Origin of the sequence: Rhodococcus sp. YH3-3 (genome assembly GCF_001653035.1) — a bacterium.
Taxonomy (GTDB): Bacteria; Actinomycetota; Actinomycetes; order Mycobacteriales; family Mycobacteriaceae; genus Rhodococcus_F; species Rhodococcus_F qingshengii.
This window is the reverse complement of the sequence record NZ_BCWH01000001.1, coordinates 2,433,930-2,449,635: the sequence shown is the minus strand read 5'-3', so window position 1 is coordinate 2,449,635 and position 15,706 is coordinate 2,433,930. Positions and strand designations below refer to the sequence as shown.

Below are 15,706 nucleotides of genomic sequence, written 5' to 3'. Positions count from 1 at the left end.
TGCGCCGGTGTTCGCGTCGACGCCGCTCGGAAGATCGACCGCCACGATCGGTGCATCCACCTGGCCGACGAGATCGGCCGCGTCAGGCCGTAGACCGCCGTGCCCGGAAATCCCGACGATGCCGTCGATCACCAGATCCGGCGACCCGACTTCGGCGGCGACTCGGCCGCCGGCCTTCAAGAGAGCATCGAGGCCCGCCCGATGAGCGCGCGCCGGATCGAGCAACACGGCCCGCACGCTCACACCTCGTTTGCGGAGCAACGCACCGGCCCACAGGGCATCACCGCCGTTGTCGCCCGTACCGACCAGCAGCGTCACCGACCGATGCGCGACCGACCCTGTACGGGAACGCAATTCGTCCGCGACTACTCGCGCAAGACCGTACGCCGCTCGACGCATCAGCACCCCGTCGGGCAGCTTGTCGAGCAGCGGCGCCTCAGCTGCTCGCACCTGATCGGCTGTGTAGTACCCACGCATGTCGGAACCCTTCAGTTGCCGTCGCTACCCTCGAAACCATGAAATCACGTCTTCGCCCGGCAATCGCGGGTCTCGTGCTCGCTCTCGGTCTGGTCGGGTGCAGTTCCGGCACCGACTCCACACCACCGGCTCCGGAAACGACGGCCAGCGGACCCGTGGTGACCATCTCCGGGATGGCGTACTCCCCCGCGTCCATCACCGTGAATGTCGGCGAGACGGTCACGTGGGTGTTCGACGACAACGGGATGGCCCACGACGTCAACGGCCTCGGGGACGCCAAGGGCAAACTCCGCAGTCCGCTCAAGAAATCGGGAACCTACACCTACACGTTCACCGAACCCGGAACCTACGACTACACCTGCACACCGCATCCCGAGATGCGCGGAACCGTCGTCGTCGAGACGCCGTAACGCGCTCGGGCCCCACAGTCTTGCGACTGCGGGGCCCGATTTTCTAGCGAAAGCTACTCGACCGTAACCGATTTCGCCAGGTTACGCGGCTTGTCGACGTCATAGCCACGCGCCGCGGCAACCTCGGCCGCAAAGATCTGCAACGGAACCGTGGACAGCAACGGCTGCAGCAGAGTCGGTGACGCCGGAATCTCGATCAGGTGATCCGCGTGCGCCGCGGCGACGGTGTCGCCTTCCTCAGCGATGACGATAGTCGTCGCCCCGCGCGCCTTGATCTCCTGAATGTTGGACACCAACTTCGAGTGCAGGACAGCGCGGCCCTGCGGCGACGGCATGACGATGATGACCGGAAGGTCCTCCTCGATCAAGGCGATCGGGCCGTGCTTGAGCTCACCGGCGGCAAAGCCCTCGGCGTGCATGTACGCAAGCTCCTTGAGCTTGAGCGCACCCTCGAGCGCCACCGGGTAGCCGACGTGACGCCCCAGGAACAGCACGGTCGACGCGTGCGCGAACTGGCGCGCCAACGCGCGCACCGGTTCTGCCGTCTCGAGCACCTTGCTGACCAATGCGGGCATCGCTTCGAGGTCGGCGTACTCGCGGGCGACCTCGTCCGGATACTTGGTTCCGCGAGCCTGCGCCAAAGCCAAACCGACGAGGTAGTTCGCGGTCACCTGCGCCAGGAACGCCTTGGTGGACGCGACCGCGATTTCCGGTCCTGCCCGCGTGTAGAGGACTGCGTCGGCTTCACGCGGGATCTGTGCACCGTTGGTGTTGCAGATCGCCAGGACGCGTGCCTTCTGGTCCTTGGCGTGCTTGACAGCCTCGAGCGTATCGGCCGTTTCCCCCGACTGCGAGATTGCGACAACAAGCGTCGAGCGATCGAGAACCGGGTCGCGGTAACGGAATTCGCTGGCGAGTTCGACCTCGACAGGTAGACGCGTCCAATGCTCGATCGCGTACTTCGCCAACAGACCGGAGTGGTAAGCGCTACCGCAAGCGACAACGAACACCTTGTCGACGTCGCGCAGTTCCTGATCGGACAACCGCTGCTCGTCGAGGACGATCTTCCCGTTCTCGAAGTGGCCGAGGAGCGTGTCGGCGACAGCGGTCGGCTGCTCTTCGATCTCCTTGAGCATGAAGTAATCGTGACCACCCTTTTCGGCGGCCGCGAGATCCCAGTCGATGCGGAACGGGCGTCCTTCTGCCTCGTTACCCGCGAAGTCGGAGATCCGGTAGCTGTCGGCAGTGATCACCACTGCCTGATCCTGTCCGAGTTCAACCGCATCGCGTGTGTGCTCGATGAATGCAGCGACGTCGGAGCCGAGGAACATCTCGCCCTCACCGACACCGACTACGAGCGGTGTCGAGCGGCGCGCGGCGACAATCGTGTCCGCATGATCAGCGTGCGTGAAGACGAGCGTGAACGCACCTTCCAACCGACGAACCACCGACAGCGCACTCTCGATGAAATCACCTGCCGTCGGCCCCTGGGCGTACGCCCGGGCGACGAGGTGAACCGCGACCTCGGAATCCGTGTCGCTCTGCAGTTCGACGCCTGCAGCCTCGAGCTCCGCACGCAGCGGGGCAAAATTCTCGATGATTCCGTTGTGAACGACAGCCAGCTTGCCCGAGGCATCACGATGCGGGTGCGCATTGCGGTCCGTCGGACGCCCATGCGTCGCCCAACGGGTATGGCCCATACCGGACGTACCGACGAAGTGATCCGCACCGTACTCGCCGAGCTCCGCCTCGAGGTTGGCCAACTTACCGGCCTTACGCTCGATCTCGACCCCACCGGTTCCGTCGAGAATCGCGATTCCCGACGAGTCGTACCCGCGATACTCCATTCGTCGCAAAGCCTCCACCACAACGCCCAGAGCTGGGCGGTGGCCGACGTATCCCACGATTCCGCACATGGTGACTCAGGGTACTTGGACATCGGCGGTGGGCGCATTTTGCGGTTCCCGCACCTGGTTGCAGCGTCCGCTCCGCATACACGAGGCGGCTCATCGGATAACGTCTTCAACCGTGGCACCGAAACTGAAGACACTGACCCGTGAGCTGTCCAAGCGCGGCCCGCACCGAGTTCTCCGCGGCAACCTCGCCCTGGCCGGACAGCCGGGTGTCGTGTACACGCCGGAAACCGGTTTCAATCTCCCCGCCGTTGCCTTCGCGCACGGGTGGATGGTCGGGTCCCACAAGTACGAGCAGACACTCCAGCACCTCGCTTCCTGGGGAATTGTCGCAGCGGCGCCCGACAGCGAACGCGGTCCGGTCCCGTCACATCTCGGATTGGCTGCAGATCTTCGAGCGACGCTCGACATCTGCGTCGGCGTGCGACTCGGCCCCGGACAGATCAGCGTCCAACCCGATCGGGTCGCCTTTGCCGGTCACGGCATGGGCGCGGGCGCTGCGGTACTGGCCGCAGCGCAGCGCGGGGATGTCGGTGCGGTAGCCGCACTGTTCCCGGCCCCGACAGCACCCAAGGCGGAGAACTACGCGTCGAAGATCACAGCGCCCGGATTGATCCTCGCCGGCGAAGACGACGTCGATTCCTTGACCAGCAATGCCCGGCCGCTGAGCGTGGAGTGGGGCGGTCCTGTCATCGCACGTACCGTGAACGACGCCCAAGACGCCGGACTGATCGAAGGCCGCCGACTCCTCGGCGCCCTGGGCCTTGGTGGATCCGAGCGCAAGACACAGGCCGCCACACGGTGCCTGCTCACGGGCTTCCTGTTGTTCCATCTGACCGGCGACAAGAAGTACAAGGATTTTGCTGATCCTGACGTCGAGATTCCGCACACGGCGCCGTTGCTGCCGGTCGAACCTCACTCCGACGCGCGGGCCAGCCAGCTGTTGCGTAAGTAGGAGTCCGTACTCGCCACCGACTCCGGCGGCGAGCACGGCGGCGTCGGCGTCGGCTCTGACGCGGATCGCAGATACGGGCCGGACCTGACCGGCCCATCCGTGTCATTCTCGGCGGATGTCGTTTCGGACGGCGGCTCCTGGTGCGATTCCGCGCTCGCTGCGGCCACTCTGCGCTCACGGAAGTCGTCGAGTTGAGAATCGAGGGTTCGACGGATCGCTTCGAACGGCGCGTGAACGGACTTCACAGCGGACCAGCTCCGGCCAACTCAGCGCCCGTCTCTCCGCCGGGGACCACGATCGACCCGTCAAGGACTGTGACAGGCGGCTCCGGGTCCGGCACGGGCGAGACTTCGGCGGTGGTTTCGACCGGCACCTCGTGCTCGCGAATCTCAGGGTCGGGAGTTTCGGGCTGGAGTGTCGCAGGCTGGGACGCTTCTTGCGGGCGCGCCTCGTGCAGCGACATCTCCGGATCGGCATCGAGCACTATTCTCGGCCAACCATTTTCGCTCAACTCCAGGGTGGCCGACACAGAGTTCCCGTCAGCACCTGCAACATCCAGACTCACCCCACGACCGTCGGACGCAATCGAGAAGCCCCAAGTGTTGCCGCCGATCGAGAAAGAGACAGGAGCGGCGGCGACACCTGATGCACTCGGCTCGGCGATCGGAAAGGTTGACGTGAACGCGTCTGTCACCCACTGGGTCGCGGCGTCAAAAGCATGACCAACCGCGCTCGCGCACTCCGCACACGCCCTGTCGAATTCATCGCGAGTATCGAGATACGCCGAACGAAAAACCGTGTCCAGCCATGGCGCCGCACCACGACCGGTGGAAGCGACGTGAGTCAGCTGGTCGATCTCCCCCGCACCCAGACCGCCGATTGTCGCCCGGTCGAGGCTTGCCACCTTGAAAGCCTTGTCTGCCAAAGCCGTTCGAACCGTCCGCGCGAACTCGTCGGCCAGCGTGATCAACAGTGGCGCCGAATCCGCATCGGACCGAGCTTCACGCCGCGCCGCGAAGGCCTGATCTACGACCGCACCCACGCCGGAAACATTCCACACTGAAGGAAGATTCTCCGCCAGGGTCGTCAGCATCGCGATCTCGGCGACCGAACCGTCCACCGCTGCGGCCATGTCCGACGCATCTCGCATTAGTGCCTCGAAATCGATACCAGCCTCTGCGCGATACGCATCCTCGTAGGACGTAAGCATCCGTTCTTCGAAGCCCAACCGAGAGGCCAGGTCGTGAAATCGATCGAAGAACTGCAGTCCCCTCGCACCAGCATCCAGGATTTCGTCAGGACGCACGCGCGAATCACGCAGTGCAAGAATATCTTCGACGCAATAGTAGCTGTTTGGTACTGCCTGTGCGGTACCGCTCGTCCGTCTCATGAGACCGACCCGCTGGAGTCTCGCAATCGCTGCGCACCCTGACCGTCCACCTCAGCGATCACCTCAGCCGAAGAGGAAAGCCGACGCGCCAACGCATCGAGAAGATCCCCACGGCCAGTCAAGCGAGAATTCAGGACCGCCAATGCCGACGCCAACGCGGCTCCATGCTCGGCGTAATCACGGCCCGAAACGGCACCGCTGAATCGCAGACGCCTGATCGGCTCGGCAGAATCGCGCAGAGCCTGGGCCACCGACACCGCTTGGCGTGCCAATTCATCTGTTCCAGCGCGGTCGACATCCACGAGCGCTCCCAAGTTTCAGCGGAACCACTCGAACGTCGAGCGGCCTTTGACTCCTTGGACGCAGCAGGGCGCAATTACGTTCCCTCAAAACGCGAATGCCGTAATGGGGGGCTAAACCGAACCGACGATCTCGGCCAACTCGTCGGCCAGCTTCTGCGCGAGCGGAAGTTCGGTGGCCTCGACCATGACGCGGACCAGTTGCTCGGTCCCGGACGGGCGCAGGAGCACGCGACCACCGTCACCGAGGACGCGCTCTGCGTCCGCGACTGCTGCGAGTACCGACGGCGATGCTGCGACTGTCGCCTTGTCCCCGACCTTCACGTTGATCAGAACCTGCGGGAGGGTTGTCATCGTTGCGGCCAGTGCGGATGCCGACTTACCCGTGCGAGCCATGCGTCCGAGCAGCCGGAGGCCGGTGAGAATCCCATCGCCCGTGGTGCCGAACGCCGGCAACACGACATGGCCTGACTGCTCGCCGCCGAGGCTGTATCCGCCCGCGCGCAGTTCCTCCAAAACGTAGCGGTCACCTACGGCAGCAGTCACGATGTTGATACCGGCCTCGCGCATCGCGATGTGCAAACCGAGATTGCTCATGACAGTCGCGACGAGAGTGTTCTCGACCAACTCGCCGGCGTCGTTCATCGCGATCGCCAGAACTGCCATGATCGCGTCACCGTCGACCACCGCTCCGGTCTCGTCGACGGCCAGGCAACGGTCGGCGTCGCCGTCGTGCGCGAGGCCTAGGTCCGCCCCGTGATCGACTACGGCTTTCTGAAGATTCTCCAGGTGCGTCGATCCGCAGCCGTCGTTGATGTTGAGGCCGTCGGGATCGGCGCTGATCGCGATGACGCGAGCGCCAGCTGCCGCGTAGGCAACCGGTGCGAGCGCGGAAGCAGCGCCGTTGGCGCAGTCGACCACAACGGTGAGTCCAGCGAGTGGCTCGCTCGCCGCGCTCGCCAGATGCGCAAGGTACAGCTGAGCGGCGTCGTCGACCGTACGGACGCGGCCGATCCCGGCACCTGTCGGTAGGACGGGCGGTGCAGTGCCGTCGAGTGCATCCTCGATCGCCACCTCGACAGCATCATCGAGCTTGTGTCCACCGGCTGCGAAAATCTTGATTCCGTTGTCCGGCATGGGATTATGCGATGCAGAGATCATGACACCGAGACTGGCGTCGAGCTTTGCCGTCAAGTATGCAACTGCCGGAGTCGGAAGAACACCCACGTCGAGCACGTCGACACCCGCGGAACTCAATCCTGCGGTCACCGCGGCTTGAAGCATCTCACCGCTGGCGCGAGGATCGCGGCCGATCACGGCGGTCGGACGTTCGTCCGCGGTATCGGCTGTCAGTACGCTCGCCGCGGCAACTGCCAATCTCAATGCAAGATCTGCAGTCAGATCCGAATTGGCAAGTCCACGAACACCGTCAGTACCGAACAACCGACCCATAGAACGACTCCTGAATCCTGTGAACCTCGAGAAGGGAACTCGAGAAGGGAATTTCTCCGAGAAACACAAGAGCGAGCGTCCGGTAACGATGGACGCCCGCTCTTGTGGTGAACAGGTGCCGAAGCAGACCCGTCGGGTCAACCTCGGCAAAGCATCAGCGCTTGGAGTACTGCGATGCCTTACGGGCCTTCTTCAGGCCGTACTTCTTACGCTCGACCGCGCGGGCGTCACGCGTCAGGAAGCCTGCACGCTTGAGGGCCGGACGATCATCAGGGGTTACCTCGATGAGTGCGCGCGCGATAGCCAGACGCAGTGCGCCTGCCTGACCGGACGGGCCGCCACCGTGCAGCAGTGCAATGATGTCGAAAGACTCGGGACGCTCGACGAGCACCAGCGGAGCCTTGATCAGCTGCTGGTGAACCTTGTTGGGGAAGTAGTCCTCCAACGTACGACCGTTGAGCTTGAACTGACCGGTACCGGGAGCCATCCGGACGCGAACGACAGCCTCCTTGCGGCGACCGACGGTCTGGACCGGGCGATCGAGGACGATCGGTGCGAGCGTAGCTGCAGCAACCTCTTCGACGACCTCGACTGCGTCAGAGACAAGCTCTTCCACTGCTTCGATGTTCTCTTCGGACACGTTCTGCTCTTCCGGCGATGTCACTGTGCGACCTGCTTGATCTCGAACGGCACCGGCTGCTGCGCGGTGTGGGGGTGATTCGGGCCCGCGTAAACCTTGAGCTTGCTGCTCATTGCGCGGCCGAGCTTCGTCTTGGGGAGCATGCCGACAATGGCCTTCTCGACGAGACGATCGGGAGTCCTGTCGAGGACCTCACCGACAGTGCGGGACTTCAGGCCACCCGGGAATCCGGAGTGGTGGTAAACGTTCTTGCCCTGCAGCTTGTTGCCGCTGATGGCAACCTTCTCTGCGTTGATGATGACGACGAAGTCACCACCGTCGATGTGCGGCGCGTAGGTGGGCTTGTGCTTGCCACGCAGCAAGTTCGCTGCCTGAACGGCAAGACGGCCGAGCACCACGTCAGTGGCGTCGATGACGTGCCACGTGTGGGTCACATCTCCGGCCTTCGGGGTGTACGTAGACACAGATCTTCCTCGTCTTAATTCATTCCACTGCTGACCATGTGCGTATCGCGTAAACGATCCTCGGCGGCCAGTTGAGACCCGAGAACCGCCGGTCTCCACGCATTTCTGCCGGAGCCCTACGGCACGCCACCGATAGACGATACCGGTCTACCCGCTGCCAGGTCAAAGCGCAGCCATTCCTGCCAACAGCATCATCGTCCAGCACAGCGATGCGAGCGATCGACATGCGCCTGCCCCGGCAACCTGACGGTACCGGGGCAGGCGGGGTGTCATCACGGCATGGGATGTTGTCAGCGACCGAATCCGTTTGCGGCGATCCGATCAGCTTCCTGCATCTTCTCCGAGCCGCTCGCCGTCGCTCCGGCGATCTGCGCGAGAACCATGTTCAGTTCTTCGGAAGCCTGGGCCCAGCGACGCTGTGCGTCGTTCCACGCTTCGGAACCTGCCCCTTCCCAGCCTGCTTGCAGCTTGTCCACGACGACCTTGATGTCACCCTGCTTGTCGTTGATCGCTTTGGCCTGCTGTTTCATCTGATCGGACAGCATTGCGAGGCCGCCGAAGTCGTACTTGATCCTGTCGGACATAACTGCTCCCGGTTCGGTGTGACTGGAGAGAACTTGTGAGAACTAACTTGTGAGAACTACTGGCTGAGGATTGCTTGATCGGACGATGAAGAGCTGGCGGTCAGGACATGTTCACCGTCGCGCCGCGAAGCGAGCTGACGTTGTCGTCTTCGGTCGAGTCGAAGGTTCCCGCGGCCTGTTTGATCTGCTCGCAGATGTCGGTCAGAGCTGTGTCCAACTTCAGGGCCGCGCTGTTGTATCGCTCCATGATTCCTGCGTATTCGACCTGCGCCGCACCGTTCCACGAATTGTGCGAAGCGTCGGCCTCCGACCGAACAGCGTTGACCAGCCCCCTGATGTCACCGAGATGTCCGTCGATGGTCCCCGCCGAATCGATCAATTCAGCGGTAGTTGCGGTAAAGCCCATGTCGTCCCCCTGGATTCGGTGAGTACCGTTCGGTATCGGCGATCACACACAACGGGCTTTGTCCGTCGGATGTGCACCGGGGTCGAGCGGAACTCCCTGATGTGCGCTACACATACTTTGACGCGACCTTCGTACCAACGGTTCCGGCCCGACCGAAGAATATTTTCAGAACCGACCGATCCGGTCACGGTGTGAATTCGACCGACTGCCACATCCGCAGGCAGTCCGCTTCGAGACTGCCCCACTCACCGACCAGATACTGGCAGCCGATACTCACTTGCCGTCCGTTGTCGACGTACACGCGCCAACGCACCTCGGAGAAATCGTCCGGAAACTCGACGTACACCACTGCCCGTTTTCCTGCGGCATCGTCGAGCACAGCAAACTCTGCGAACCGCAATGGGTCCTCGAACGTCGAAAACTGCTGACGCAAAACAGCTTCGACGGAATCGAATCCCACACCTTCCGCAAGACGTTTCTCGATGACCACGATCTTGCGATCCGCACCCGAACCGGGTACCAAATCGGTACGCCCGCTCGAGGTCCCTCGCGACAGAAGCTTCCAATCGGAAGGCACTTCTGCCGCAACGCTTCCCACGTCCACACGAGTAAGTTCCGGCGTGGCCCCGGACTCGATCGACGAGATCGAAGTCTTCGGTGCAGGCGTTTCCTGCTCTTTCGACGCCTCCACGATCTCGACTTCGACTTCCGCCGTGGCTGCGACCGACCCCGCCAACCGAGAATCGCCTCGATCGCGAGTGGACACCACGACCGTTGCTGCGACCGCACCGGCGACGGCGACCACCGCAAGCGCCGCCGCGAACCATCGACGGCCTCTTCGCCGCCCGCCGACGCGACGCGGCGAAGAGGCATTCGAGTCCGCGCCAGGAATCGACTTCGCGCCATCCGTATCGCCTACCCACCCGGCGCCAAAAGCCGAATTGTCGACGATTCGTCCCGAACTGTCCCGCGCGGTTGTCTGGCGAACGAGCGTCTGAGGATCCACCAGAGACGCAGCCACCCGGCTCTCGTCCAGAATTCGGATGCTCGCGTGGCCGTGAACATTCGTCGCCCCCCGTTCGAGCGAAGCCGCAACAGCATGAGAGCTCGGCCCGACCAACACCACAGCGTCCCGAACCGATAGATCCCCGATTGCGGAAAACAACCCCGCAACGTCTGCGATCTCCGAACTTTGTGTTCCGTCGATTCGGAGTTCACCGTCGACCTCAGCGACAACAGAAGCGACCACCGTTCCGCCTCGCAGTTCGAGGACGACACACCGCGATCGCCAAGCCGTATGAGCCGACCTCGCCGCCGCGATCGACGTCGGAACGAGCCCGACGTCGTACGCCACTCGACGTGCTGCATCGAGCAATCGCCGCCTGCGTGGGGCACCCCAATCCGAGGGATGACTGAGATGAAGAATGTCTGCGTCGACGATTCCGCACCCGTCCATCGCACTGGAGATCAGCCTGGCCACCTCCAAGACTGTCGGGACAACCCGACCATCCACGTCGACATAATCGTCGTCGATGTAATCGATCGCATTCTCACCGGCCGCACCGGGGCCCGACGCCGGTTCGCGTCTGAGGTCTGCACTGCAACAGAATTCGCGTTGACCCGACACGACCCAGATATTCGATGCACCCCAATGTAACGAGACCGACACTGCGGACGGAGCGGTCACAGCGGTGGTATCCACGGAACTTGGACAAGTTGGGTTTGCGAGCGGGAAACGTAGACCCCACGGCCTTCCGGCATCGCCGACGCGCGGACAGTGCCGACGAGATTTCCCTCGTCACGGCTTCCGCTCATGATCAATCCGGCCGGCGCCATGTCACGAATTCTCGCAATGACCGGCTCGTACAGTGCTCTGGCCGCACCACCGGAACGGCGGGCAATAACCAGGTGCAAACCGATGTCCTTGGAGTGCGGAATGTATTCGAGCAACGGCGCCACCGGATTTCCACTCGGTGTGGCCACAAGGTCGTAGTCGTCGATCAGTACGTAAATCTCCGGCCCACTCCACCACGACCGTTCCCGCAATTGCTGCTGCGTTGTTTCGGCGTTCGGCATTCTGGCAGCGACGATCCGAGCCAAGTCGACCATCAATTCACCGAAGGTCGTCGACGACGCCGAGTACCCGCCGAGGTGATTCCCTTCGACCACGCCCAGCAGGGAATGCCGATAGTCACCGATGATCAGCTTGGCCTGGGCCGGTGTGTTCGACGCGATGATCCCTTCGGCTATTCCACGCAAGAGAGATGTCTTCCCACACGCGGTGTCGCCGAATATCAACAGGTGCGGGTGTTCCCGGAAGTCCATGTACACCGGGGCGAGGTCGGTCTCACCGAGCCCGATCGGCACCGTGAGGCACCGACCGTCGGCCGCGCTCGTTGAGGGCCACCGGGTCCCGACAGCTTCGAGAAGTTCCGCCCGCGAGTAGAAATCCGGGAGCATCCGCACGGTGGGTGCCGGACGCGAATTCGACATGGCTGCAATACGTTCGACCGTCGCCACCACAGCCGTACTCGAGTTCTCACTACCCGGTAGGCCGTCGATTCGAGGTAGTCCGGTGAGAAGGTGGAGTCCGTCGCGAGTGATGCCACGACCCGGTCGACCTTCCGGCACCAGGCCGGCTTTCCGGCGACCCGCATCCGAATCTCCCGGATCACCCAAACGAAGTTCGATGCGAGTACCCAGTTGATCCTTGAGTGCCGGCCGGATCTCGGCCCACCTCGACGTCGTGACGATCACGTGTACACCGAAGGACAAACCTTGACCGGCGAGCATGTTGATCTGGGGCTCGAGTGATTCGAAATCCGAACGAACGCTTGGCCAACCGTCGACGACGAGGAAGACGTCACCGTACGGGTCCTCTCGGAGTCCCGCAGCCTCACCTTCCCCGGCGGGATCAGCTGTTCGCAATCTACGGAAATCGGCCATCGATTCGATGCCGAGGTCACGAAACAGTCGCTCCCGTTTGGCGACCACACCGAGTACCTCGGCAACTGTGCGCCGGACGCGGTCGGAATCCAAGCGGTTTGCCACCGATCCGACGTGCGGCAGATCTTTCAATCCGAGGAGCGTTCCACCGCCGAAGTCGAGGCAGTAGAACTGAATCTGTTCCGGCGTGTGCGTCATGCTCAGAGACAAGATCAACGTGCGCAACGCCGTCGACTTTCCCGACTGCGGGCCGCCGACAATCGCGAGGTTGCCAGTCGATCCGTTGAGATCGGCGACGAGTAGATCGCGGCGCTGATCGAACGGCCTGTCGACTATGCCGAAGGGTGCGCTCAGATTTCCGCGAGGTTGATCACCGGTCGCCCACCGCGGCAACAACTGGTCAAGCGTCGGAGATGACTCGAGCGGCGGGAGCCACACTTCATGCGCACGTGGACCGTGACCGCGCATGCGGTCTACGAGGACTCCCATGAGAGTACGTGCATCGTCACCGATTTCACCCATGTCGACGACGTCGGGCTCGACGGGAACGACAACGGCCTCTGGTCCGATCACGGGCTTCGCGGTAAACGGCAGCGGCGCCAGTTCGACGGGGGAATCGACCGAGAATCGAGTGGGCACGATCCGCTCGCCCTCGTACGGGCCTGACACGTACGCACCTTGGAAGCGAACGATCTCAGCAGAATCGGACTTCAGGTATCCCGCACCGGGTGTACCCGGAAGGTGATAAGCATCGGGAACGCCGAGGACGGAACGAGACTCGTTCGCCGAGAACGTTTTCAACCCGACGCGATACGAAAGATGGCTGTCGAGACCCCGAAGCTTTCCTTCGTCGAGTCGCTGACTGGCCAGCAGCAGGTGAATGTGAAGTGACCTGCCCAATCGCCCGATGGCCACGAACAATTCGGCAAATTCCGGCTGTTGACTGAGCAGTTCAGAAAACTCGTCGACGACCACGAAGAGTGCCGGTAACGGATCGAGTGCAGCGCCGGCCAGCCTCGCCCTCTCGTAATCGGACACGTTTGCGAAGTTTCCTGCCGCACGCAACAGTTCTTGTCGACGATTCATTTCGCCGGCGAGCGCGTCCTTCATACGATCGACCATCGCCAATTCCTCGGCAAGGTTGGTGATGATCGCAGCAACATGCGGTGCCTCCTCGAGGCCGAGGAATGTACGAATTAGACGCTCTGCATAAACGAGCGGCCACGTTCGGTGCTACCAACACCGGCGCGTGGCCTCGGCCCACCAACGGAACGGAAACCGCTGTGAACCGTAGGACCACTCTATCGTCATCCCCTGACAACCGCCTCGAGCCATTGCTCGGCGTCATTGTCATCACTCTCATGATCGCGGCGTACGCAGCGGTATTCGGCATTCTGCGCGTCGTCGTCACTCTCGGTTGGTACGTCTCGTGAACCGACACAGTGAACACCCCGACACGCCACCTGCCCAGTCACAGCCCGTCCTGTGGTGGCAGCTGATCAACGAGATGGAAGCGTATTCCGCTGCAACCGATATGGGTTTGGCTGGAATGTGGGGCGACGTGCACACCGGCGACTACATCGCTGCCCGTACTCGTTTCGACGAGGTCAAAGCGAACCACCCGGCACCGACACCAACGATCAACCGCTACCGCCTGACCGTCATGACGGTGCACGGTCGAGACCGCACCGACCTAGGTCACGTGCTCACCCTCGACGCCGTAATGACGACCATCCGTAGCCACGCCGAAAGCCTTGCCGTCGAGCATGGTTCGTGGCGCGGTGAGTTCGACGGCCTGCACTACGACAACGGCGACGAATGCCTCACGCTCACTGTGAGTTTCTACGACGGCGCGCGGATCCACTACACCGCCGTCCTCGACCCGCTGCCACAGGTCACCGCTCCCCGACCGTGACCTGTTGAGCCAGGCCGGTCAACGTACCGGCCTGCGCTCTGCACGCCACGTTCCGTGATCGTTGCACGTCGTCTCTGCCACAACCCGACGCAAACCAGCGTGGCCCGGTGCTCGACTATCCCCCGAACCGGTGGGGGCGCTCTCACTGCGGTGTCTGGCCAGACGCTGTGAGAGTCCGACACAGCCACGCCGTCACTCGACGCGTGGCTACCGGTGTTGGCCCGACGCGGTTAGGGGGAACTGGTCCGTGGGATCCGGTGGTGGGGTATCGACACCGGCACCCTTGGGTGCTCCGATCGGCCAATGTGTCAGTGTGACAACTCCTTTGCCACTCCCGAGGAAACCCACGTTGATACACTTACCGCGCACCGTTTTGGTGATGCTTGGCGGTGCTCCCTTTGCGGGATCAGGCTCAATGCCCTCGTCCGTTGTGCTCCTTCGGACGAGGGCATTGTCGTGTCTGGGGCTAGGTCAGCGGGTCGGGCGGTTCGGGTACTCGTTGTCGAGTGCGTCGGCCACCTGATACAGGTGGACGGCCAACTGTCGCGCGTTCTGCGGTGTGAGCTCGATAGTCAGCTCGTGACGTTCCCCGACGAACAACTGCACGTCGTTCTGGGCGCCGTGTTCCGTGCGAGCTGCACTAGCCACCCGACCGTCGGTTGTCGTTGCGATGCCGGGCAGTCGTCGGTGCTCGTCGTTGTTCGGATCCAACAACTCACGCAGTTTCATTGCCGCAGAGATGGGGTCGTTGCGCTCGTCGATCTCACCGTGAAGGTTGTCGAACTGGTCGAGCACACCCGCAATGGTCACGAGGTACGTCCCGGCGCTGCGTGCAAGCTCCTCGAGGTCGGCCCGTCGACTGTCCAACTTCGTCTTGCGCAACAACCCTTCGATCTGATCTTGGTTGACCTTGAACTCACCAACGAGCCGCTCAATGTTGTCCTGGTAGGCAGAGGTGTCGAAATCATCTATGTCAGTCACGGTGGCAATCCTCCCATTGACCACCGATATCCACCGGCAAATGCCCCAACGGTCAGCGGCGTTCCCATTGACCAACGTCGGCCGGCGCTCCCATTGACCAACGACCAGACAATCGACAGCTATAACGCTCTGACCTGCGGTTTTCTGAGGGTGGGGGGTACGCGGCAGCTCCTCCACGGTTGCTACTGCCCTTTTTTACGTACACGTCAGACGGCCCCGGTACCCTGACCAGGGCGAATGCCAACCCCAGGCAGATAACCCCAGGTCACAGCCTTGTCCTGCACGGTGGATCAACCTGCGTCGGTATCGTGGGACTCGTTTTAGGGAACCCGGCCCATCCGATATGAGCCAACGAGAACGGCCCCGCACCTTTCGGTGTCGGGGCCGTTCACTCTGCCAGGGCAGCGGTCAGCGGAACCAAGGCGACGTTTCGTCACCGGCACCGTCATGGCCACCGACAGCGTTGCCGTACCCGGCCTCGGTCACCGGGATCACCACCGGTGCAGACGCGAGCACGTCGGCCATAGCGGCGTCGGCCTCGATCAATCTCACCCAGTGGTCCCGTCGGGCCGGGGGCAGCTTGCCCTCACGGATCGCTGTGTCGACGTGACCGTTGACGACTGCCTTGGCCGCCGCAGCCGATACGGTCCGGCCTTCCTCGGCTGCCAGCTCGAGGGCTGCAAGCTGCGCGGCGTCGATCAGCGTCAACCCCTTGCCCGCGGCCTTTGCTGCGATCGCGTTCTCTGCCACAGCCAAGTCGGCAATGGCCGCGAGGATCACGGCCACGTCGGCGGTGTCCGCTGCCAGGCCGAGCGCCTCGAGCAGTGCGGTGGTCTGTTCGTCGTTGAATGTCAGTTCCACGGTTCTGTCCTCC

Annotated in this window: 16 protein-coding genes and 1 pseudogene; 4 read left to right on the top strand and 13 right to left on the bottom strand. The window is 62.9% G+C overall.

Features of this window, described 5'->3' with window-relative positions; all coding sequences use genetic code 11:
* Positions 1 to 477: NAD(P)H-hydrate epimerase (locus YH3_RS36655; protein WP_238592554.1), on the bottom strand; the 477-nt coding region annotated here is incomplete at its 3' end.
* 38 nt (positions 478 to 515) lie between these two features.
* On the opposite strand from YH3_RS36655, the gene YH3_RS11405 reads away from it, so the two are divergent.
* Positions 516 to 887, top strand: a complete 372-nt coding sequence (locus YH3_RS11405; protein ID WP_003940908.1) for a plastocyanin/azurin family copper-binding protein — start codon at positions 516 to 518, stop codon at positions 885 to 887.
* Between the two features lie 53 nt (positions 888 to 940).
* Here the strand turns inward: YH3_RS11405 and glmS are convergent, their stop codons facing one another.
* Complete coding sequence (glmS, locus tag YH3_RS11400) at positions 941 to 2,803, bottom strand: glutamine--fructose-6-phosphate transaminase (isomerizing) (protein ID WP_003940837.1); 1,863 nt, start codon at positions 2,801 to 2,803, stop codon at positions 941 to 943.
* A gap of 112 nt (positions 2,804 to 2,915) precedes the next feature.
* On the opposite strand from glmS, the gene YH3_RS11395 reads away from it, so the two are divergent.
* Entirely contained in the window at positions 2,916 to 3,755 is an 840-nt protein-coding gene (locus YH3_RS11395; RefSeq protein WP_003941000.1) for a dienelactone hydrolase family protein, read from the top strand.
* Between the two features lie 241 nt (positions 3,756 to 3,996).
* Here YH3_RS11395 and YH3_RS11385 read toward each other — a convergent pair whose 3' ends face one another.
* The 9 genes and pseudogenes from YH3_RS11385 to eccCb form a co-directional block, all read right to left on the bottom strand.
* Entirely contained in the window at positions 3,997 to 5,061 is a 1,065-nt protein-coding gene (locus YH3_RS11385) for a hypothetical protein (RefSeq protein WP_100245428.1), read from the bottom strand.
* An 80-nt stretch (positions 5,062 to 5,141) separates the two neighbouring features.
* Positions 5,142 to 5,447, bottom strand: a complete 306-nt coding sequence (locus YH3_RS11380) for a hypothetical protein (RefSeq protein WP_064443363.1) — start codon at positions 5,445 to 5,447, stop codon at positions 5,142 to 5,144.
* Positions 5,448 to 5,558: 111 nt separating this feature from the next.
* Complete coding sequence (glmM, locus tag YH3_RS11375; RefSeq protein WP_007728598.1) at positions 5,559 to 6,896, bottom strand: phosphoglucosamine mutase; 1,338 nt, start codon at positions 6,894 to 6,896, stop codon at positions 5,559 to 5,561.
* Between the two features lie 154 nt (positions 6,897 to 7,050).
* A complete protein-coding gene (rpsI, locus tag YH3_RS11370) occupies positions 7,051 to 7,560 on the bottom strand; it encodes a 30S ribosomal protein S9 (RefSeq protein ID WP_007728596.1) in 510 nt (169 codons plus the stop codon).
* Positions 7,557 to 8,000, bottom strand: coding sequence for a 50S ribosomal protein L13 (gene rplM, locus YH3_RS11365; RefSeq protein WP_003940842.1), 444 nt, complete (start codon positions 7,998 to 8,000; stop codon positions 7,557 to 7,559). The genes rpsI and rplM overlap by 4 nt, the downstream gene beginning before the upstream one ends.
* A gap of 290 nt (positions 8,001 to 8,290) precedes the next feature.
* Positions 8,291 to 8,584, bottom strand: coding sequence for a WXG100 family type VII secretion target (locus YH3_RS11360; protein WP_003940975.1), 294 nt, complete (start codon positions 8,582 to 8,584; stop codon positions 8,291 to 8,293).
* Positions 8,585 to 8,684: 100 nt separating this feature from the next.
* A complete protein-coding gene (locus YH3_RS11355) occupies positions 8,685 to 8,990 on the bottom strand; it encodes a WXG100 family type VII secretion target (RefSeq protein WP_003940986.1) in 306 nt (101 codons plus the stop codon).
* A 184-nt stretch (positions 8,991 to 9,174) separates the two neighbouring features.
* A complete protein-coding gene (locus tag YH3_RS11350; protein ID WP_100245429.1) occupies positions 9,175 to 10,617 on the bottom strand; it encodes a type VII secretion-associated protein in 1,443 nt (480 codons plus the stop codon).
* Positions 10,618 to 10,673: 56 nt separating this feature from the next.
* Positions 10,674 to 13,127, bottom strand: a pseudogene (gene eccCb / locus YH3_RS11345) (type VII secretion protein EccCb); the annotation flags it as partial.
* A 92-nt stretch (positions 13,128 to 13,219) separates the two neighbouring features.
* Between eccCb and YH3_RS36030 the strand changes: the two are divergent.
* Both YH3_RS36030 and YH3_RS11335 read left to right on the top strand, forming a co-directional pair.
* Positions 13,220 to 13,369 carry a hypothetical protein gene (locus tag YH3_RS36030; protein WP_193777156.1) on the top strand — a complete coding sequence of 50 codons (150 nt, stop codon included), beginning with the start codon at positions 13,220 to 13,222 and terminating at the stop codon, positions 13,367 to 13,369.
* Positions 13,366 to 13,851: a hypothetical protein gene (locus YH3_RS11335; RefSeq protein ID WP_064443361.1), complete on the top strand. Its 486-nt coding sequence runs from the start codon at positions 13,366 to 13,368 to the stop codon at positions 13,849 to 13,851. The genes YH3_RS36030 and YH3_RS11335 overlap by 4 nt, the downstream gene beginning before the upstream one ends.
* Before the next feature lie 471 nt (positions 13,852 to 14,322).
* On the opposite strand, the gene YH3_RS11330 is transcribed toward YH3_RS11335, so the two are convergent.
* Positions 14,323 to 14,832 (bottom strand): hypothetical protein, encoded by a 510-nt coding sequence (locus tag YH3_RS11330; RefSeq protein WP_064443360.1) that lies wholly within the window; start codon positions 14,830 to 14,832, stop codon positions 14,323 to 14,325.
* A 408-nt stretch (positions 14,833 to 15,240) separates the two neighbouring features.
* Positions 15,241 to 15,693, bottom strand: a complete 453-nt coding sequence (locus YH3_RS11325; RefSeq protein ID WP_064443359.1) for a phage protease — start codon at positions 15,691 to 15,693, stop codon at positions 15,241 to 15,243.
* Between the last annotated feature and the right edge of the window lie 13 nt (positions 15,694 to 15,706).